This window comes from Pseudomonas sp. MH9.2, assembly GCF_034353875.1.
Taxonomy (GTDB): domain Bacteria; phylum Pseudomonadota; class Gammaproteobacteria; order Pseudomonadales; family Pseudomonadaceae; genus Aquipseudomonas.
In genome coordinates, this window is sequence record NZ_CP133784.1 from 2,883,950 (window position 1) to 2,900,985 (window position 17,036).

Below are 17,036 nucleotides of genomic sequence, written 5' to 3' on the forward strand. Positions count from 1 at the left end.
GCTTATTATGAAAACGAAACTACTTATCTGTGCGGCTGCAATGCTCCTGTCTACATACCTATATGCATTGGCGCCAAGTGACCAAACAGAAGACGCAAAAACAGCGGCAGTTGTGGTGGACACAACCATTGAAGTCAGAAATAACTCGACCTTTACAATTTACGTAACCCAGAAAGGTCTTAAACAAGAGGTCTTGCCGAAAGCGACTGCCCAGATTCAGAATTACTCAACACAGCCCGTAGGCGTCACGCCTGTCAGTGGAACTGCTGCCATCAAATACGTGACGGTGACTGGAAAGGTGGGGGCTTGTCAGGCTGTAACGTGCGTTATCGTGCAATAGCTGGAAGCGAAGGCTCTTTAGGAGCAACTGCGGCGCGCAGCCTTTTTGGCGAAGGGCTAATGCGGTGTGCCAGGCACACCGCTTCGCCAATAAGTTGGCTTCTACAGGTTGTACATCCTTCGCCTTACTGAATTTCCTCTGGTTTCACGATCACCCAATTCTTGTCCGCCGTGACGGCCAGGCCTTCTTTGGCTTGGGCAGCCGCGTTTGTGGTCATCATGCCGTTGAGCTGAGTCATGTACTTGTCTTTGCGGTTGACCCACAAATGGACACCGCCCTTACTGACGTCGACGCTGTGAAACAGCATGTAGCCGTCACTGGTTGGGGTGTCGCCACCCACCAGCACCGGTTTTTTCCACTGGTCGATGTACGTCAGGATTGCCGCTTGTTTACCTGCCATCCAGGTTGCAGGCGTCCACAGGTACGGCGTCAGCTCCAGACCCAGGTTGCTCTTCTCATCGTATTTGCCCGCTGTGATCTGCTTGCGCGCAGTCGTCAGTTCGCCTGTCGTGCGATTTTTCAGTAGCGTGGTCACGCCAATCACGTTCTGCGGTTTGACGTTGTAGCCGTACTTGGGATCAGCCGCGACCATACGCACCAACTCCTCTGAAGCAGCGGTCATCACGTAGACCTCGATGCCGTTCTCCATCAGCTTGTTGTACAGCTCGGCCTGCCCGGTGAAAACCTTGGGTGGCTGGACGTCGATATTTTTGACCGTATCGCCATCGTAATACGTGCTCGGCACCGGTTTGCCCGACGCCATCAGCTCATCGACGTAACCTTTGAGTTCCGCGAGCGTGAACCCGGAGAACACCTGAGCCACCCATGGGTAGCACACCATGTCGTCGATTTCACACAGACGGTAGTAGTAGCTGAACAGGCTTTCCTTGTGGTCGGCCGTGTCCTTGAACGGGATCAATTTAAGAGAGGGATCGAGGCTTTCGCGGGTGATCAGGCCCTTGTTTTCCATGAACGGCAGCAGCGACTCTTCCAGATCGTAGCGGTAGCTGGTGTTGTCCATGTCGAACACGGCGAAGTTACCCTTGTTGGCGTTGGCTTCGATCATGGCATTGAGCTGCTTGGCCGCAGGTGCGGGCCAATGGGTCAATTCGGTGGCAAACGTCTGGCTGGCGAGCGCTACGCTCAGTCCCAACGTCAGCACGGCGGCAAACAGTTTTGGCGCGAGATTCATAACGGGGTCCCTCCTCAAGGTTGAAGACTGACCGTAGCAAAATCTCGTGACATCTCTAGCGCATCAACGACCGCCCGTGTCGTGAAGACGTCATGCTGATAACGATTCGCGACACGCGCGTCAAAAACGACAAGGCCCACAAGGGATCTGTGCCTGGGTTTACATTTTTTCCCACACTTCAAAGCTGTAAGCCGGCTTGTCGTCCTGCGCCGGGTTAGGGGTGTTGGACACCAGCCTCCACTGCGCGGTATCGAACTCGGGGAACCAGGCATCGCCTTCAGGGCTGAGCGCCACGCGGGTCAGGTACAGGCGGTCTGCCTGCGCCAGGCCTTGCGCATACAACTGCGCCCCGCCAATCAGCATCACTTCATCGACGCCCTGCTCCCGCGCCCATTGCTCGGCACGAACCACAGCGGCGTCGAGTGAGGTAAACACTTCCGCGCCTTCGAGCTGCAGATCGGCCTGGCGACTGACCACCAGGTTCAACCGCCCCGGCAAGGGCCTGCCCAGCGAATCCCAGGTCTTGCGGCCCATGATGATCGGCTTGCCGAGGGTCGTCGCCTTGAAGTATTTGAAGTCCCCCGGCAAATGCCAGGGCATGGAATTGTCGACACCGATCACACGGTTTTCACCGAGGGCGGCAATCAGGCTGAGGGGGAGATGAGTTTTCATGGGCGCGAGGATAGCAGAAGCGAGTGTTTGCCCCGAGCCCGGCCACAGAGGTTATGCTCACGGCTGACTTTATCGACGAGACGCCGCGTGACTGCTCTGACCCCTCTGGATAGCCTCTGGCTGACTGAAGCCGTGCGCCTGCGCGAAGAACACGCGGGCCCTCTGGAAGACCTGGAGGCCAATCGCCGCGCGCGCACCACCGCAGGCGACTTGCCGACACGCATTCAGAACCGCGCCCTATGGCTGGCCGAGCGCGATGGTTTGCTAAACGCTCTGCATCACTGGAAACAAGGCGCGCGACTGGCATTGATTGTCCTGGCCATTATGGTGGTGATCACCGGGGCCGGCCTGGCATTTGCGGCACTGGGCAACGGGCAAGCGCCGGTCAATGTGTTCTGGGCCTTGGGCAGTCTGCTGGGGCTCAACCTGATCCTGCTGCTCAGTTGGGCGCTAAGCATGCTGTTCGCCGGGGAAAGCACGGCCAGCCTTGGTCGGCTGTGGTTATGGCTGAGTGAAAAGCTCGCCCGCGATGCCCAGGCGGCGCAACTGGCGCCCGCGCTGGTCTTATTGTTGCAACGTCAACGGCTGAACCGTTGGGCGTTGGGCATGGTGGTCAACGGCGCGTGGCTGCTGGCGCTGCTCAGCGCGCTGGTGATTCTGCTGATGCTGATGGCGACCCGGCGCTATGGGTTTGTCTGGGAAACCACTATTTTGCGGGGGGATACGTTCGTCACCGTCACCCAGGCCCTCGGCGCGCTGCCCGCGTTGCTGGGGTTTAGCGTACCGACTGAAACCATGATCCGCGCCAGCGGCGACACGGCATTGAGCATCGAAAGCGCGCGCCAGGCGTGGGCGGGCTGGTTGGTCGGCGTATTGCTGGTCTATGGGATCGTCCCACGCCTGCTGTTGGCCCTGGTCTGCCTGTGGCATTGGCGACGTGGCCGTGCCGCCCTCAGCCTCGATCTGAACATGCCCGGTTACAGCCAGCTTCGCGAACGCCTGATGCCCAGCAGTGAGCGCCTGGGTATCAGCGATGCCGCGCCCGAGCAACTGCACAGCACGCAATCAGGCACGGTAGCGCTCGACAGCGACGGCGCGTTGCTGGTCGCCATCGAGCTTGACGATCAGCGCCCATGGCCGCCGAGTCTGCCGAAGAGCGTCATAGACGCGGGGATTCTCGACAGCCGCGAATCCCGACAAAAGCTGCTCGATCAACTGACCCGCTTTCCACCTGCGCGCCTGACCATCGCGTGCGACCCGCGCCGCTCGCCGGACCGTGGCAGCCTGGCGCTGATTGCAGAACTGGCCCGTTGTGCCGGGGCAACGCGGATCTGGCTGCTGCAAGCACCGCCCGGCCAGGCACTGGACGCAGAGCGTTTGGGCGACTGGCATTCAGCCCTGCAAAAGCTCGACATCACTTACGCCGACAGCGCGCCGCTGAAGTGGCTGGAGACCGGCCATGACTAAAGCGCTCAAGCTGGCGGTGGTTGGCCACACCAATGTCGGCAAAACCTCGTTGCTGCGCACCCTGACCCGCGATGTCGGTTTCGGTGACGTCTCACACCGCCCCAGCACCACGCGGCACGTGGAAGGCGCTCGGTTGTCGGTAGACGGCGAGGCCCTGCTGGAGCTTTACGACACGCCCGGCCTGGAAGATGCCATCGCCCTGCTCGACTATCTAGAGCGCCTGGACCGTCCCGGCGAGCGTCTGGATGGACCGGCACGCTTGGCGCGTTTTCTCGACGGCAGCGAAGCTCGCCAGCGCTTCGAGCAGGAAGCCAAGGTGCTGCGCCAGTTGCTGGCCTCGGATGCCGGCTTGTATGTGATCGACGCACGCGAACCGGTGCTGGCCAAATACCGTGATGAATTGGCGGTGCTGGCCAGTTGCGGCAAACCGCTGCTGCCGGTGCTGAATTTTGTCAGCAGTGCCGAACACCGCGAAGCGGACTGGCGCGAAGCCCTGGCGCGTCTGGGCCTGCATGCGCTGGTGCGATTCGACAGCGTTGCGCCACCGGAAGATGGCGAGCGTCGACTGTACGAAAGCCTCGCCCTGCTGCTGGAAAATTCCCGTGAGCAACTGCAACGGCTGATTATCGACCAGCAAGCGCAACGTCTGGCGCGCCAGCAAAGCGCGGCTCGCCTGATCGCTGAACTGCTGCTGGATTGTGCCGCTTGCCGTCGCAGCGTGGCCACCGGATCAGGTCAGGAACAAATCGCCATCGACGCGCTGCGCAAGGCCACTCGCCTGCGCGAACAACGCTGCGTCGAAGCCCTGCTCAAGCTGTACGCCTTCCGCCCGCAAGATGCTGCCGCCACTGACCTGCCGCTGCTGGACGGGCGTTGGGGCGACGATTTATTCAACCCGGAAACCCTCAAGCTGCTGGGCGTACGCCTGGGCGGAGGGATCGCCGCGGGCGCCGCAGCCGGAGCGGGTGTGGATTTGCTGGTGGGCGGGATTACTTTGGGCGCCGCAGCATTGGTCGGGGCGATTGCCGGTGGCGCGCTGCAAACAGCCCGCAGCTACGGCTCACGCCTGCTTGGCAAGCTCAAGGGCCAGCGCGAGCTGACGGTCGACGACGCAGTGTTGCGCCTCCTCGCCCTGCGCCAACGGCAATTACTCCAGGCCCTTGACGTACGCGGTCATGCCGCCATGGATAGGATCACCCTGAGCGCCCCGCAGGACAAAGCCTGGCGTGAAGGGAAACTCCCCGACAGCCTGCAAAAAGCCCGCGCCCACCCGCAATGGTCATCCCTCAACCCGCATCCGCGCCTGACCCAGGCCGAGCGGCAGGAGCAGATTGAAGCGCTGGCCAAGTTGCTGACAGAGGCCTGATACCATCCACTTGAACGGTGCCGACAGTCGTATAGGTAATTTTTACTTACGCGAATTCCGCCAGCCCCGGTATCATCCCGCGCCCGATACACCCGGAACCTGAGCACATGAAGCCCAACCTGATCGCCGCCGCAGAAATCGACCGAATCGATACCTGGGCCAAATACTCCAGCACCATGTGCGGTGGCTGCGTATCCAGCTGTTGCACCTTGCCGGTGGAAGTGAAGATCAAGGATTTGATCCGCATCGGCATCGTCGACGAATTCGAGCGCGGCGAACCGGCGAAGAACATTGCCAAGCGCCTGCAAAAGGAAGGGATCGTCGAGCGCTATAACCAGAAGTCGGAAATATTCACCCTGCAGCGCATGAGCAACAACGATTGCCTGTACCTGGATCGCAAAAGCCGACTGTGCACGATCTACGAAAAACGTCCCGACACCTGCCGCAACCATCCAAAGATCGGTCCGCGACCAGGGTATTGTGCCTACGTGCCAAAAACTCCTGAGCGTAAGGTCGCCGACAACACACTGTACATTTTTTGACCTGATCGTCTTTCCCGGTCAGATGGCCTGCGTCTGAGACGTCTACCCGGCCATCGCCCCTTGTGCCCACGCTCGCACCTGCGCGTAAGGGTAATTCTCGAGCGCGGCAAAACCCTTGATGCCGCGTGCTTTGAGTTTGGTGAACAGCGGCACGCTGATCCCACAGAGAAACCGGGTCAGGCATTCGGCACTGGGGGCGCTGCCACTGTAGTCCTGGTGCCTGTGCACGAACTCGTCGCATAGCCCATGAAAACTGTCTCCAACCAAGGCCGGCAATGCCGGCGGCTCAGGCAAGCGAGCGATATGGCCGTGGCACACTGAACAGTGTCCGCACTGTTCAGGCGCCTGATAATCGCCAAAATAAAGAGCCAGGCGATAACTCAAGCACTGCTCGGTCGCAAACAGGTCGAGCATGGCGTGGATACGGGCGATTTCCGTGACTTCGTGCTGCTTGAAATAGTCGTGCAGCTCAAGGGCTAGCGCTTGAGGGTCGAAGTCGCAGATGAGCAGGCTATACACCTCGGTCATCTGCTTGCTTTCCAGCTCGATCCAGCCTTTCTCCTGGAAATAATCCAGTGCGGTAACCACCCTGCTCCGTTCGGCCTGGTGCTGCTGATACAACGCCTCGAAACTTACCGTCGCCCACGTCCGCGCCCGACTCGAGGTCTCGATAATCGCCTCGACGAACTGCTTCCGCTCGCCTTCGAAGCGCTGCAATAACACCTCGGGTTCGATCAGAAACTTGAAACGGTATTCAGCAAAATAAGAAAAACGCGGCGCGATAATCTCGCGCAATTCCAGTTGCACCAACAAGGTTTTCAGCGGCAGTTGACGGATATTGCTTTGATCGGCCAAGGGCCCCAGGAGCAATTCCCATTGCCCGTCCACGCTCGCCGTCAGCAGCTCATCGAGGACGTTACGAATGCCCGCGTACTCCGGCGTATCGCCGTAAACAAAGTTCTCCAGCACGTTAAGGCTGTCGCGGTTGGCCAACACCAGACAGTCAGACGGCTGACCGTCACGCCCCGCCCGGCCAATCTCCTGGCTGTAATTCTCGATCGATTTCGGCAGATCGAAATGCACGACATTGCGGATATCGCTCTTGTCGATGCCCATCCCGAAAGCGATGGTTGCCACGATGCAGTTCAACCGCCCCGCCATGAATTGCTGCTGGATCGACTCACGTTGATCATGGGGCAAACCGGCGTGATACGCGCTGGCCGCAATGCCGTTCTGGCTCAGGTGCGCGGCGATCTGTTCGGCAGTCTTCTGCAGGGTCACGTAAACGATGGTCGGCTGACCGCCCCGCTCGCCTAACCACTCCACCAGCCGCCGACGTTTGTCGCGGCCACTCACCGGCTCCACCAGCAGATTGAGATTGGGACGGTAGAAACCGGTGGTCACCACATCGTCCGGCGCGATGGCGAACTTGGCCTGCATGTCGGCGATCACCTGGGGCGTGGCTGTCGCAGTCAGCAACAATGCCTGCGGAATCTTGAACTGACGCTGGTAGTCCGGCAGCTTGAGGTAGTCCGGGCGAAAGTTATGGCCCCACTCGGAAATGCAGTGCGCTTCGTCCACCACCAACAACGAAATCGGCACCTGCGCGATGAAATGACGAAAACGCTCGTTTTTCAGGCGCTCCACGGAAATCATCAGAATTTTCAATTCACCTGAGCGGGCACGCGCCATCACCTGCGCCACCTCATCGCGACTTTGCGCCGAATCGATACTCGCCGCCGCAATGCCATGGCGCTGTAAAAACGCCAGCTGATCCTGGATCAACGCCAGCAAGGGCGACACCACCAGTGTCAGGTGCGGTAACAACAACGCCGGCAACTGATAGCACAACGACTTGCCCGAGCCCGTCGGAAAAATAGCCGCCGCCGAACGCCCCGCCAGCACCGCCACAATCGCCGCTTCCTGCCCAGGACGAAACTGTGGATAGCCGAAAACCTGTTCAAGACTTTTATACATAAGCTGCCACTCCATTGACCGCCGGGAAGGTGTTAGACCTTAACGCGAAGCGGTTGATTGCACACGCATGAGGGCGCACCTGGATCGTCTCGGGAAATTTCATCCTATTCTCTTGGTAAGCAGTGCTGGCAAACTGATATCAGTCGGTTTAACCTTCCCGCAAGAACATTGCAGGGGTCAGGCTGTCGTCGAAAAGCAGAGCACACCGTGCTAGACGGCTCGCCCAACAAGCGAAAATGGATATTATGAAACAACCGGATGATGACGGCCTCACGCGTATTCAACGCTTAAGCCCTGAGCACTTCGATGTCGTACTCGGTGCCCACCCCGGCAAGCGTAAAGCCGCAGACCCACCAGCACCCAAATCCTTTACCCGACTGGCGATGTATCTCATCATTCTGGTGATCGGCACCTACCTGCTCGCCACCCAACTTCACACCAGCAAAACGAGCGTTAACGCAGCACCGGCCAAGGTCGTTCACGAGTAGCCGTCGCCGCGAACATCTGCGCCACACCCACGGAACGACGAACGGATGCCATGAAACGCCATAATCAGGACGATTTCACCCCTCACGACGACTTCAGTGCCGACTATAACGACGCCCCGCCCGGGCTTCGTCGTAAAAAGAACATCACCGCCTCGACCCTGTACCGAAACGTCTTCGCCCTGCTCGCCTTATTCACAGTCGTTATCTACCTTCTGACCCACCGCTCTGACTTCGGCCTACCACTCACCGCAAGGTCAGTCGACGTTCAGGTCCCCATTGCGCAGCCGCCAACGGCACCTGACGACATCGCGTCAGTCACCCCCACCTTTCAAACCATCAACGTCCCAGCCCGCGCCCCGCAAGCCCTCACCGACTGCATCAAGCCCGGGAACGTCATCGACGCAAGCGTTGTCACCTGTCGCTACGGCGAATTCCCACAACCTAGCCAGAAACAGCATGCGCAAGGCATGGTCTCTGCCGAGTACCTGGCGCAATACGAGACCGACAAAATCAACCGTCGAAACCGTCCCGGCCGCAACATCGATCAAGGCATCAACCAGGCATGGGTCCACCAATGGGACGGACGCGGCAGCTATCTCGCTCAATGGACAACCTACGGCAACCGCATCGACGGCAGCAGCGTCTGCGGCAACCATCGACGCGGTTCAATCGAATATCGGGAATGTCGCAAGGGCGCAAAGGTGTACTTCAAAGAGGAATGCAGAGCGTGGAGCAAGCGCTGGGAGAGTGGTCGAGCGGACTTGAGCAAGGCGATGGAGGAACGGTATTGCAGTGCGGCTAACGGGTTTAGCCCTATGGGGTGAACCCTGCTATAGGCGAAATCCTGAAAACTCAGTCAAAAAAAACCGCCCCTAAAGGCGGTTTTTTATTCATCCAGCAACCATCACATCAAAGCTGAGGACCGGCATTTTTGATCGCGTCTGAAACATCAAACTTCTTGAAGTTCTCAACGAACAAACCTGCAAGTGCTTTAGCCGATTCGTCGTAGGCCGCTTTGTCTGCCCAGGTGTTGCGTGGGTTGAGCAATGCGGTGTCTACGCCTGGGACCAACTTCGGTACGTCGAGGTTGATGATGCCCAGGTGTTCGGTTTCTACGCCGATCAGTGCGCCACTCTGGATGGCTGCGATGACGCCACGGGTGGTCGGGATGTTGAAGCGTTTGCCAACGCCGTAGCCGCCGCCGGTCCAGCCGGTGTTGACCAGATAGACCTTCGAGCCGAAGCCGCGGATGCGCTTGATCAACAGTTCAGCGTATTCGCCAGCTGGGCGCGGGAAGAACGGTGCGCCGAAGCAGGTAGAGAAGGTCGACTTGATGCCGCTGCCCGAACCCATTTCAGTGGAACCAACCAGTGCGGTGTAACCCGACAGGAAGTGGTAGGCCGCTTGTTCTTCGCTGAGGATCGACACTGGCGGCAGAACGCCGGTCAGGTCGCAGGTCAGGAAGATCACTGCGTTTGGCTCGCCACCGAGGTTCAGCGGTGCGCGTTTTTCGATCAGTTCACGCGGGTAAGCGGCGCGGCTGTTCTGGGTCAGGCTGTCGTCGGCGTAGTCGGCTTTCTTGGTGGCTGGGTCGAGTACGACGTTTTCCAGCACGGCGCCGTGCTGGATGGCTTTCCAGATAACCGGCTCGTTCTTCTCGGAGAGGTCGATGCACTTGGCATAGCAACCGCCTTCGATGTTGAACACAACGCCAACGCCCCAGCCGTGCTCGTCGTCGCCGATCAGGTAACGGCTTTCGTCAGCGGACAGGGTGGTTTTACCGGTGCCGGACAGGCCGAAGAACAACGTTACGTCACCCTCTTCGCCCATGTTGGCAGCACAATGCATCGGCAGAACGTCGACTGCTGGCAGCAGGAAGTTTTGTACCGAGAACAGGGCTTTTTTCATTTCGCCGGCATAACGCATGCCCGCGAGCAGGACTTTCTTGGCCGCGAAGTTGATCATCACGGTGCCGTCGGAGTTGGTGCCATCACGCTCAGGCTCACAGACGAAGGCCGGGGCATTGATGACCTGCCATTCGGTGTGGCCGGACGGGTTGTACTGTTCAGGGTTGATGAACAGGCTCCGGCCGAACAGGTTGTGCCATGCTGTCTCGGTGGTCATTTTGACCGCGAGGTAGTGCGCGGGGTCAGAACCTACATGAACGTGGGACACAAAACGCTCGCGCTCGCCCAGATAGGCTTCAACGCGGTTCCACAGGGCATCGAACTTGTCGGCCGGGAACTTGCGATTGATCGGGCCCCAGGCGATGGCAGCCTGAGTGGTTGGCTCTTCAACGATGTAACGATCAATCGGCGAACGGCCGGTACGGTGACCGGTTTGCACGACCAGCGCGCCAGTATCGGCAAGTACGCCTTCACCGCGATTCAGGGCTTCTTTAACCAGATCATCGATGCACAGATCGGTGTAAACGGCGTTATTAGCTTGCGTCATGAGGTTCCCCGTCGGCCACTGGCCGAGTGCTCCAAACGTTTTGTAGTAGAAATTCCCACACTACTACAGCGGAAAAAGTGGGCCGGATTATGCCAGAAACACCGAAAATAAGGTAGGACCCTCCTGTCAGAACAGCTGCGAAGCGTCCCGTACGGCGTTTCAAGGCGTATTAGCCTATGTTTAATGGCGCGTATCAGATGGCGAATCCACGCCCCCGCCAGAGAACAACTGCGCAACATCAGTGGCATCGAACAAATAGCGTTGATTGCAGAACTGACAGTCGATTTCGATGCTGCCGTTATGCTCGATCACCAGTTGTTGCGCGTCTTCCAGGCCCAGACTGACCAGGGCATTGCCCGAGCGCTCTCGCGAGCAGCTGCAGCGGAACTGTATCGGCTGAATATCGAACATGCGTACCGCGTCTTCGTTGAAGAGGCGATGCAGCACGGTTTCATTGTCCAGGCTGAGTAACTCTTCGCCGGTCAGGGTGCTGGCCAGCGTCGTGACATGCTGCCAACTGGCGGCGCGGTCTTCCGGGTCGGTCAGGCGGTCGGCGGGCAGTTGCTGCAACAGCAAGCCACGGGCGCGCGTGCCGTCGGCGTTGAGCCAGAAACGCGTTTGCAATTGTTCCGACAGGGCAAAGTACGACGTCAGGCTTTCCGACAGGTCAGCGCCGTCCAAAGCAACGACACCTTGATAGCGCTTACCCTGACGAGGATCGACGGTCAGGGTCAGGGTGCCGTCGGGCATCAAGTCTCGCAGTCCCGCGTCAGGGGCTATCTGCTCAGCGTCGTAACGCGCAATGCCGCGTATTTCACGGTCGCTGGAGCATTCCACCATTAGCAACGACACCGGCCCGCTAGAGTTCGCCTGAAGTACCAGCAACCCGTCGAATTTAAGGGTGCCTACCAGCAAAGCCGCAGCAGCGAGCAGCTCACCGAGCAACTGGGCGACCGGCTCGGGGTAGTCATGTTTGGCCAGCACCCCAGCGTAACTACGCTCCAGCGCGACCAGCTCGCCGCGCACATCGCTTTCTTCAAAAATGAAACGCTGGGTGTAATCGTTGTCCGGAAAATCAGGCATAAGAAAAGGTATCTAAAGTGATGACAAAATAAGGAAAAGCGCTGACTAAACGCTATTTAGCACCTGATAACCGGGTGCTGTAAGCCATGCCGACGGAAGGCATTTTATGAACAATCCCGAATTCTTCCAAGACAGATCGAATGCCGTCGGGATGACGGCGTTTTAAAGGTGACGCCGGGTTCAATCGTCACTGCCCGTGTCGCGAAACTGATGAAGCTGCCGACGCTGCTTCTTGGTCGGTCGCCCTTCAGTGCTGATGCCTAAACCGCCCGCTTTGCGCATGGCCGCAGCGTTTTCACGCTTGGCGATGCTTTCGGCTGTCTCGGCATAAAGCGCCTGCGCTTCTGGCGCACCACGGCGTGTGGTCGATAATGCCTGAACCACCACCGTGCGCTCATCAAAACCTGCACGAATCTGAAACTCGTCGCCGATGCGCGGCTCCTTGCCGGGCTTGCAGCGCTCTCCCCGCCAATGGACCTTGCCGCTTTCTATAGCCGCCTTGGCCAAGGCGCGAGTTTTGAAGAATCTCGCCGCCCAAAGCCATTTGTCCAGGCGAACTTTGTCGTCCTCTTCTGGTTTTTGTGCCATCAGAATTCCTCAATCGTGCAATAGTCGGAACTGTACTACGTCACGTCGAGCAGGCGGCAAACCAATCCCTGGATTAATATGCCGCCTATGTTGAAGGTCCCTTTCGCACCGGAGTGCTACGTGACTGATTTCCCAAGCTCGTTGACCTCTCCTAAAGTGGGTTGCCAAGGATGCCAAAGCAGCCCCGCCCTGGATTTTACCTTTGCGTTTGCCTATCAACCGATTGTCGATCTACGCGACCGCTCGGTGTTCGCCCATGAAGCACTGGTGCGTGGCACCAACGGCGAAGGGGCGTTGTCGATCCTCAGCCAGGTCAACGAGCAGAATCGCTACCGTTTCGACCAACGTTGCCGCACACAGGCGATTCAGGGGGCCGCACAGCTCGGCATGAAAGAAAATCTGTCGATCAACTTTATGCCCAGTGCTGTCTATCGTCCCGAGCTGTGTATCCGCAGCACACTGGAAGCAGCCAAGGAACATGATTTCCCGCTAAACCGGCTGATTTTCGAGACCCTGGAAAGCGATCATTTAGATAACAATCGCCATTTGACCAATATTCTGCGTGAATACCGCGAATTCGGCTTCAAGACAGCCATCGACGATTTTGGCGCGGGGTATTCCGGGCTTAATTTGCTGGCCGACTTTCAGCCAGATCTGATCAAACTCGACATGGCGCTGATCCGCGATATCGATCACGATCGCGTTCGGCAGATTATCGTTCGTGGGGTTGTCACAATCTGTGAAGAGTTAGGCGTTACAGTCATCGCCGAAGGCATCGAAACGCCTGGGGAGCGAGACTTTCTGGCTGACTGCGGGATTTTCCTGATGCAAGGCTTCTGGTTCGCCAAACCTGCATTTAAAGCCTTGGCCCAGATAGATCCTGGTGCTTGGCGGACTGTTTGAGGCGTACGGAATCGTTTTGAAAACATTTGATCATTTAACGGTCGTTGGCCTTCGCGAGTGGGTGGCGCTGCCTGATTTAGGGGTGGCTGGCCTGCGCGCGAAAATCGATACCGGGGCGAGCACGTCAAGCCTGCACGCGACCGAGATCGAGCCGTTCGAACGCGATGGGGAAAAGTGGGTGCGCTTCAACGCGCACCTCGGCACGGTGGTGCAACTGCGCCATCGCCGTTGCGAAGCGCAACTGGTCGCGATGAAAACCATAAAAAGCTCCAATGGCCAGGCACAGGTCCGCTACGTCATCCGCACCACCCTGGCGTTGGGTGATCGGGTCTGGCCGGTGGAGTTCACACTGGCCTGCCGTAAAGCCATGCGCTATCGGCTGCTGCTCGGCTCAAACGCTTTGATCGACGGCCAGTTGGTAGTCAATCCAGGCATTACATACGTTCAGGACAAGCCGGCATTCCCGGCCTCTACTACCTCTACCAAAGGTGCTGCATGAAGATCGCTGTGCTGTCGCGTAACCCGCGTCTGTATTCCACCCGTCGCCTGGTCGAAGCGGGCATCGAGCGTGGCCATGAGATGGTGGTGATCGACACCTTGCGCGCTTATATGAACATCGCCAGTCATAAGCCGCAGATCCACTACCGCGGCAAGCCGCTGGAAGGTTTTGATGCGGTGATCCCGCGGATTGGTGCTTCGGTGACGTTCTATGGCTGCGCCGTGCTGCGTCAGTTTGAAATGATGGACGTCTTCCCGCTCAACGAGTCGGTCGCTATCGCGCGCTCCAGGGACAAGCTTCGCTCGCTGCAATTGCTTTCCCGCCGTGGCGTCGGCCTGCCGGTCACCGGTTTCGCGCACTCCCCGGACGACATCCCCGACCTGATCCAGATGGTCAACGGCGCCCCCTTGGTGATCAAGGTGCTGGAAGGGACTCAAGGCATTGGTGTGGTGCTGTGCGAAACGGCCACTGCCGCCGAATCGGTGATCGAGGCTTTCATGGGCCTGAAGCAGGACATCATGGTTCAGGAGTACATCAAGGAAGCCGGCGGTGCGGATATTCGCTGCTTCGTGGTCGGCGACAAGGTCATCGCCTCAATGAAGCGTCAGGCAAAACCGGGGGAGTTTCGCTCGAACCTGCACCGTGGCGGCAGCGCCAGCCTGATCAAAATCACACCCGAAGAGCGCATGACGGCCATCCGCGCCGCCAAGGTCATGGGGCTGAGCGTGGCGGGCGTGGATATCCTGCGCTCCAATCACGGACCGTTGGTGATGGAAGTGAACTCGTCACCGGGCCTTGAGGGTATCGAAACCACCACCAACAAGGACGTTGCCGGGATGATCATTGAATACCTGGAGAAAAACAGCGGCCCGAACATGACACGGACCAAAGGCAAGGGCTGACAGAACGGATAAAACACAAGACCTGTCCGGAGTGTCAGGTCTTGTTGAGCAGGAAGAGTAACAAAGAGTCTTCGCGAGTGAATTCGCTTCCACAATGGATGGATCGGGAGCGAAGTCAGCGCATAACGTTTAAACCGCATCCCTCGGCAACATCAGCCCCAATGGCAAGCGCACTCGCGCTTCCAGGCCGCCCCCAGAACGATTTCGCAGCTCGACATTGCCACCATGCATGGCCGCAATACGCTTGACGATGGCCAGGCCCAGACCGGTGCCTTTGCCGCTACGCGCACGGTCGCCACGGATGAAGGGGTTGAAGATACCCTCCAGCTCCGACGGATCGATCCCGGCGCCCCGGTCGAGCACACTCAGCACCACATAGGGTGCATTGGCGTCACCTGACACATAAGCAGCGACTTCAATGCCGTTACCGGCATGGTGCATGGCGTTGCCGATCAGGTTGTTCAGCAAGCGCTTCATCGAAACCCGACGCAACGGGAAAGGTGGAATCGGCTCCAGACACAACCGAATCTGCTCGGTCGGATGGTTGAACGGCGCCACCACTTCACGCACCAGATCGCTCAGGTCGACGTCTTCGACTTCCTCATCACGCCCGTCGCGAATAAACGCCAGGAATTGATCAAGGATTGCATCCATGTCTTCGATATCGCGGACCATGCCATCGGTCAGTTCATTCTCTTGCGTCATCAACTCAAGGGACAAACGCAAGCGGGTCAAGGGGGTTCGCAAGTCGTGGGAGACCCCCGCCAACATCAATTCCCGCTCCTGCCCGGCCTGCTCGACATCCTCGGCCATCTGGTTGAAGGCGCGGTATACCTCGGCCATTTCGCTGGGCGTGTCGCTGATCGGCAATCGGACACTGCGCCCTTGCCCCAACTGGCGGGCAGCAAAGACCAGACGCTTAAGCGGCTGATTAAGCTGTCGAACGAAGATCCACGCAGAGGCTGTGGACAACAAGCCAATGGCGAGGAACCAGCCCAGCACACTCCAGATTTTCTGGCCGCGCAGTGGGTGCGGGTACAACGGTACTTTCAGCCAACCGTCACCCAGGCTTGGGGCCCGCACCCACAAGGCTGGCGGCGCATGCACCCGCAGACGCACTTCGGTGTCCGCACCCAACTCGGCTTGCATCTGACGCTGATAAATCTCGCTGTACGGCCAATGTTGCTCGCCTTCGGGCACGCCGCCGCCGACCACCCGAATCAACCCGGCAGCCTCGGCAATCGCCGAGCGATCATGCTCATCCGCCGCCCAATAGGCGCGTAAGGTCAACGCAACACCGTGACTGTATTGCCTGTCGACCAGCACGTCCTCGTTCATCAATAGATAAACCAGGGTCAGTGCCTTGGAGAACAGCACGACAATCAACACCAGCCACAGAGTGCGAGAGAAGAAGCTTTGCGGGAACCAGAGCGGGGTTTTCATTGCAGTCGCTACACACTTTGCAGGCGCGAGCCAGGCTCGCAAAAATGGCGAAGCGCGATTGGTATCCGTCGCGTAAACGCCTCGACCCAAAACGTCGATAGCCCTGAACAGGGCTATCGAGTGTGTCAGTCAGGACTCAGCGGTCCTGGTTGGCGCCTACACAGCGCCAATCACTTGGTTCCGGCACCATCGGGAACAAACACATAACCCACGCCCCAGACAGTCTGGATGTAGCGCGGTTTGGAAGGGTCCGGCTCGATCAAGCGACGCAGTCGCGAAATCTGTACATCGATGGAACGCTCCAACGCATCCCACTCGCGTCCACGGGCCAGGTTCATCAACTTGTCGCGGGTCAACGGCTCGCGGGCATGCATCACCAACGCTTTGAGCACCGCGAATTCGCCAGTGGTCAGCATGTGCACTTCATCGCCACGCTTGAGCTCACGGGTTGCCAGCGACAGTTCATAGTCACCGAATGTCACGGACTCATCTTCACTGCCTGGCGCACCGGGAACAGGCACCGCCTGACGACGCAATACGGCTTTGACCCGTGCCACCAGTTCATCGGGGTTGAACGGCTTGGACAGGTAATCGTCAGCACCCAACTCCAGACCACGAATTCGGCTCAGCTCATCGCCTTTGGCGGTCAGCATGATGATAGGCACCTGATTGTTCGCAGCACGCAAGCGGCGGCAAGCGGACAGCCCGTCTTCACCCGGCAGCATCAAATCGAGGACAACGAGGTGGAAAACCTCGCGTGCGAGCAGGCGATCCATTTGCTCGACGTTGGCCACGGCGCGCGCGCGATAGCCTTTGCTGGTGAAAAAACGCTCTAACAGGCTGCTTAATCCTGGGTCGTCGTCAACGATGAGGATTTTTTCGCCTTCAGCAGGTTGTGCAGTACTGCTCATTAGATGCTCCTTTGATCTCGGTGCGCATTATGGCGTAGCTGCCGGTTTACGTACTGTGTGCATTGTTAGCAGATTTTTCCTGAGTCGCCAGCAACGGTTGTTGGTAGCCCTCGTGAAAGGGCGCAATCCCCCTATTCAGAGATCGCTGGGTATAATGCGCCGCCTTGAAGTCAGGTAGCGCCTGACAATGGCCAATCGCGTTTTATTTG

At 58.6% G+C, this 17,036-nt stretch carries 17 protein-coding genes; 9 read left to right on the forward strand and 8 right to left on the reverse strand.

The window, feature by feature from the left end; genetic code table 11:
• Window positions 1–7: 7 nt before the first annotated feature.
• On the forward strand, window positions 8–340 hold the full coding sequence (locus RHM55_RS13590; RefSeq protein ID WP_322176904.1) for a hypothetical protein: 333 nt from the start codon (window positions 8–10) through the stop codon (window positions 338–340).
• Window positions 341–464: 124 nt separating this feature from the next.
• Here RHM55_RS13590 and RHM55_RS13595 read toward each other — a convergent pair whose 3' ends face one another.
• Window positions 465–1,532 (reverse strand): haloacid dehalogenase-like hydrolase, encoded by a 1,068-nt coding sequence (locus tag RHM55_RS13595; protein ID WP_322176905.1) that lies wholly within the window; start codon window positions 1,530–1,532, stop codon window positions 465–467.
• A gap of 159 nt (window positions 1,533–1,691) precedes the next feature.
• The gene (locus RHM55_RS13600; RefSeq protein WP_322176906.1) at window positions 1,692–2,204 is read right to left on the reverse strand and encodes a dihydrofolate reductase; all 513 of its coding nucleotides are present in this window, start codon (window positions 2,202–2,204) and stop codon (window positions 1,692–1,694) included.
• Window positions 2,205–2,291: 87 nt separating this feature from the next.
• Here RHM55_RS13600 and RHM55_RS13605 point away from each other — a divergent pair, with 87 nt between their 5' ends.
• The 3 genes from RHM55_RS13605 (at window position 2,292) to RHM55_RS13615 (ending at window position 5,579) form a co-directional block, all read left to right on the forward strand.
• On the forward strand, window positions 2,292–3,671 hold the full coding sequence (locus RHM55_RS13605; protein ID WP_322176907.1) for a DUF2868 domain-containing protein: 1,380 nt from the start codon (window positions 2,292–2,294) through the stop codon (window positions 3,669–3,671).
• A complete protein-coding gene (locus tag RHM55_RS13610) occupies window positions 3,664–5,037 on the forward strand; it encodes a DUF3482 domain-containing protein (RefSeq protein WP_322176908.1) in 1,374 nt (457 codons plus the stop codon). The genes RHM55_RS13605 and RHM55_RS13610 overlap by 8 nt, the downstream gene beginning before the upstream one ends.
• A 107-nt stretch (window positions 5,038–5,144) precedes the next feature.
• Window positions 5,145–5,579 (forward strand): YkgJ family cysteine cluster protein, encoded by a 435-nt coding sequence (locus tag RHM55_RS13615; protein WP_219062893.1) that lies wholly within the window; start codon window positions 5,145–5,147, stop codon window positions 5,577–5,579.
• A 42-nt stretch (window positions 5,580–5,621) separates the two neighbouring features.
• On the opposite strand, the gene RHM55_RS13620 is transcribed toward RHM55_RS13615, so the two are convergent.
• A complete protein-coding gene (locus RHM55_RS13620) occupies window positions 5,622–7,556 on the reverse strand; it encodes an ATP-dependent DNA helicase RecQ (RefSeq protein WP_322176909.1) in 1,935 nt (644 codons plus the stop codon).
• Window positions 7,557–7,792: 236 nt separating this feature from the next.
• Here RHM55_RS13620 and RHM55_RS13625 point away from each other — a divergent pair, with 236 nt between their 5' ends.
• Window positions 7,793–8,044: a hypothetical protein gene (locus tag RHM55_RS13625; protein WP_322176910.1), complete on the forward strand. Its 252-nt coding sequence runs from the start codon at window positions 7,793–7,795 to the stop codon at window positions 8,042–8,044.
• A gap of 50 nt (window positions 8,045–8,094) precedes the next feature.
• Complete coding sequence (locus RHM55_RS13630; RefSeq protein WP_322176911.1) at window positions 8,095–8,868, forward strand: hypothetical protein; 774 nt, start codon at window positions 8,095–8,097, stop codon at window positions 8,866–8,868.
• Between the two features lie 85 nt (window positions 8,869–8,953).
• Here RHM55_RS13630 and RHM55_RS13635 read toward each other — a convergent pair whose 3' ends face one another.
• The 3 genes from RHM55_RS13635 to RHM55_RS13645 form a co-directional block, all read right to left on the reverse strand.
• A complete protein-coding gene (locus RHM55_RS13635; RefSeq protein ID WP_322176912.1) occupies window positions 8,954–10,498 on the reverse strand; it encodes a phosphoenolpyruvate carboxykinase in 1,545 nt (514 codons plus the stop codon).
• A 180-nt stretch (window positions 10,499–10,678) separates the two neighbouring features.
• Window positions 10,679–11,581 carry an Hsp33 family molecular chaperone HslO gene (gene hslO, locus RHM55_RS13640; protein WP_322176913.1) on the reverse strand — a complete coding sequence of 301 codons (903 nt, stop codon included), beginning with the start codon at window positions 11,579–11,581 and terminating at the stop codon, window positions 10,679–10,681.
• Window positions 11,582–11,761: 180 nt separating this feature from the next.
• Window positions 11,762–12,169 carry an RNA-binding S4 domain-containing protein gene (locus RHM55_RS13645; protein WP_322176914.1) on the reverse strand — a complete coding sequence of 136 codons (408 nt, stop codon included), beginning with the start codon at window positions 12,167–12,169 and terminating at the stop codon, window positions 11,762–11,764.
• Between the two features lie 120 nt (window positions 12,170–12,289).
• Here RHM55_RS13645 and RHM55_RS13650 point away from each other — a divergent pair, with 120 nt between their 5' ends.
• From RHM55_RS13650 to rimK, 3 genes are all read left to right on the forward strand, one after another.
• The gene (locus RHM55_RS13650; RefSeq protein WP_322176915.1) at window positions 12,290–13,072 is read left to right on the forward strand and encodes an EAL domain-containing protein; all 783 of its coding nucleotides are present in this window, start codon (window positions 12,290–12,292) and stop codon (window positions 13,070–13,072) included.
• A gap of 82 nt (window positions 13,073–13,154) precedes the next feature.
• A complete protein-coding gene (locus RHM55_RS13655; protein WP_322182930.1) occupies window positions 13,155–13,571 on the forward strand; it encodes an ATP-dependent zinc protease in 417 nt (138 codons plus the stop codon).
• Window positions 13,568–14,473, forward strand: coding sequence for a 30S ribosomal protein S6--L-glutamate ligase (gene rimK, locus RHM55_RS13660; RefSeq protein ID WP_219062904.1), 906 nt, complete (start codon window positions 13,568–13,570; stop codon window positions 14,471–14,473). Before RHM55_RS13655 ends, rimK begins: the two co-directional genes overlap by 4 nt.
• Window positions 14,474–14,602: 129 nt before the next feature.
• Here the strand turns inward: rimK and RHM55_RS13665 are convergent, their stop codons facing one another.
• Window positions 14,603–15,916: an ATP-binding protein gene (locus RHM55_RS13665; protein ID WP_322176916.1), complete on the reverse strand. Its 1,314-nt coding sequence runs from the start codon at window positions 15,914–15,916 to the stop codon at window positions 14,603–14,605.
• A gap of 170 nt (window positions 15,917–16,086) precedes the next feature.
• Complete coding sequence (gene ompR / locus RHM55_RS13670; RefSeq protein ID WP_219062907.1) at window positions 16,087–16,827, reverse strand: two-component system response regulator OmpR; 741 nt, start codon at window positions 16,825–16,827, stop codon at window positions 16,087–16,089.
• Window positions 16,828–17,036: the final 209 nt, after the last annotated feature.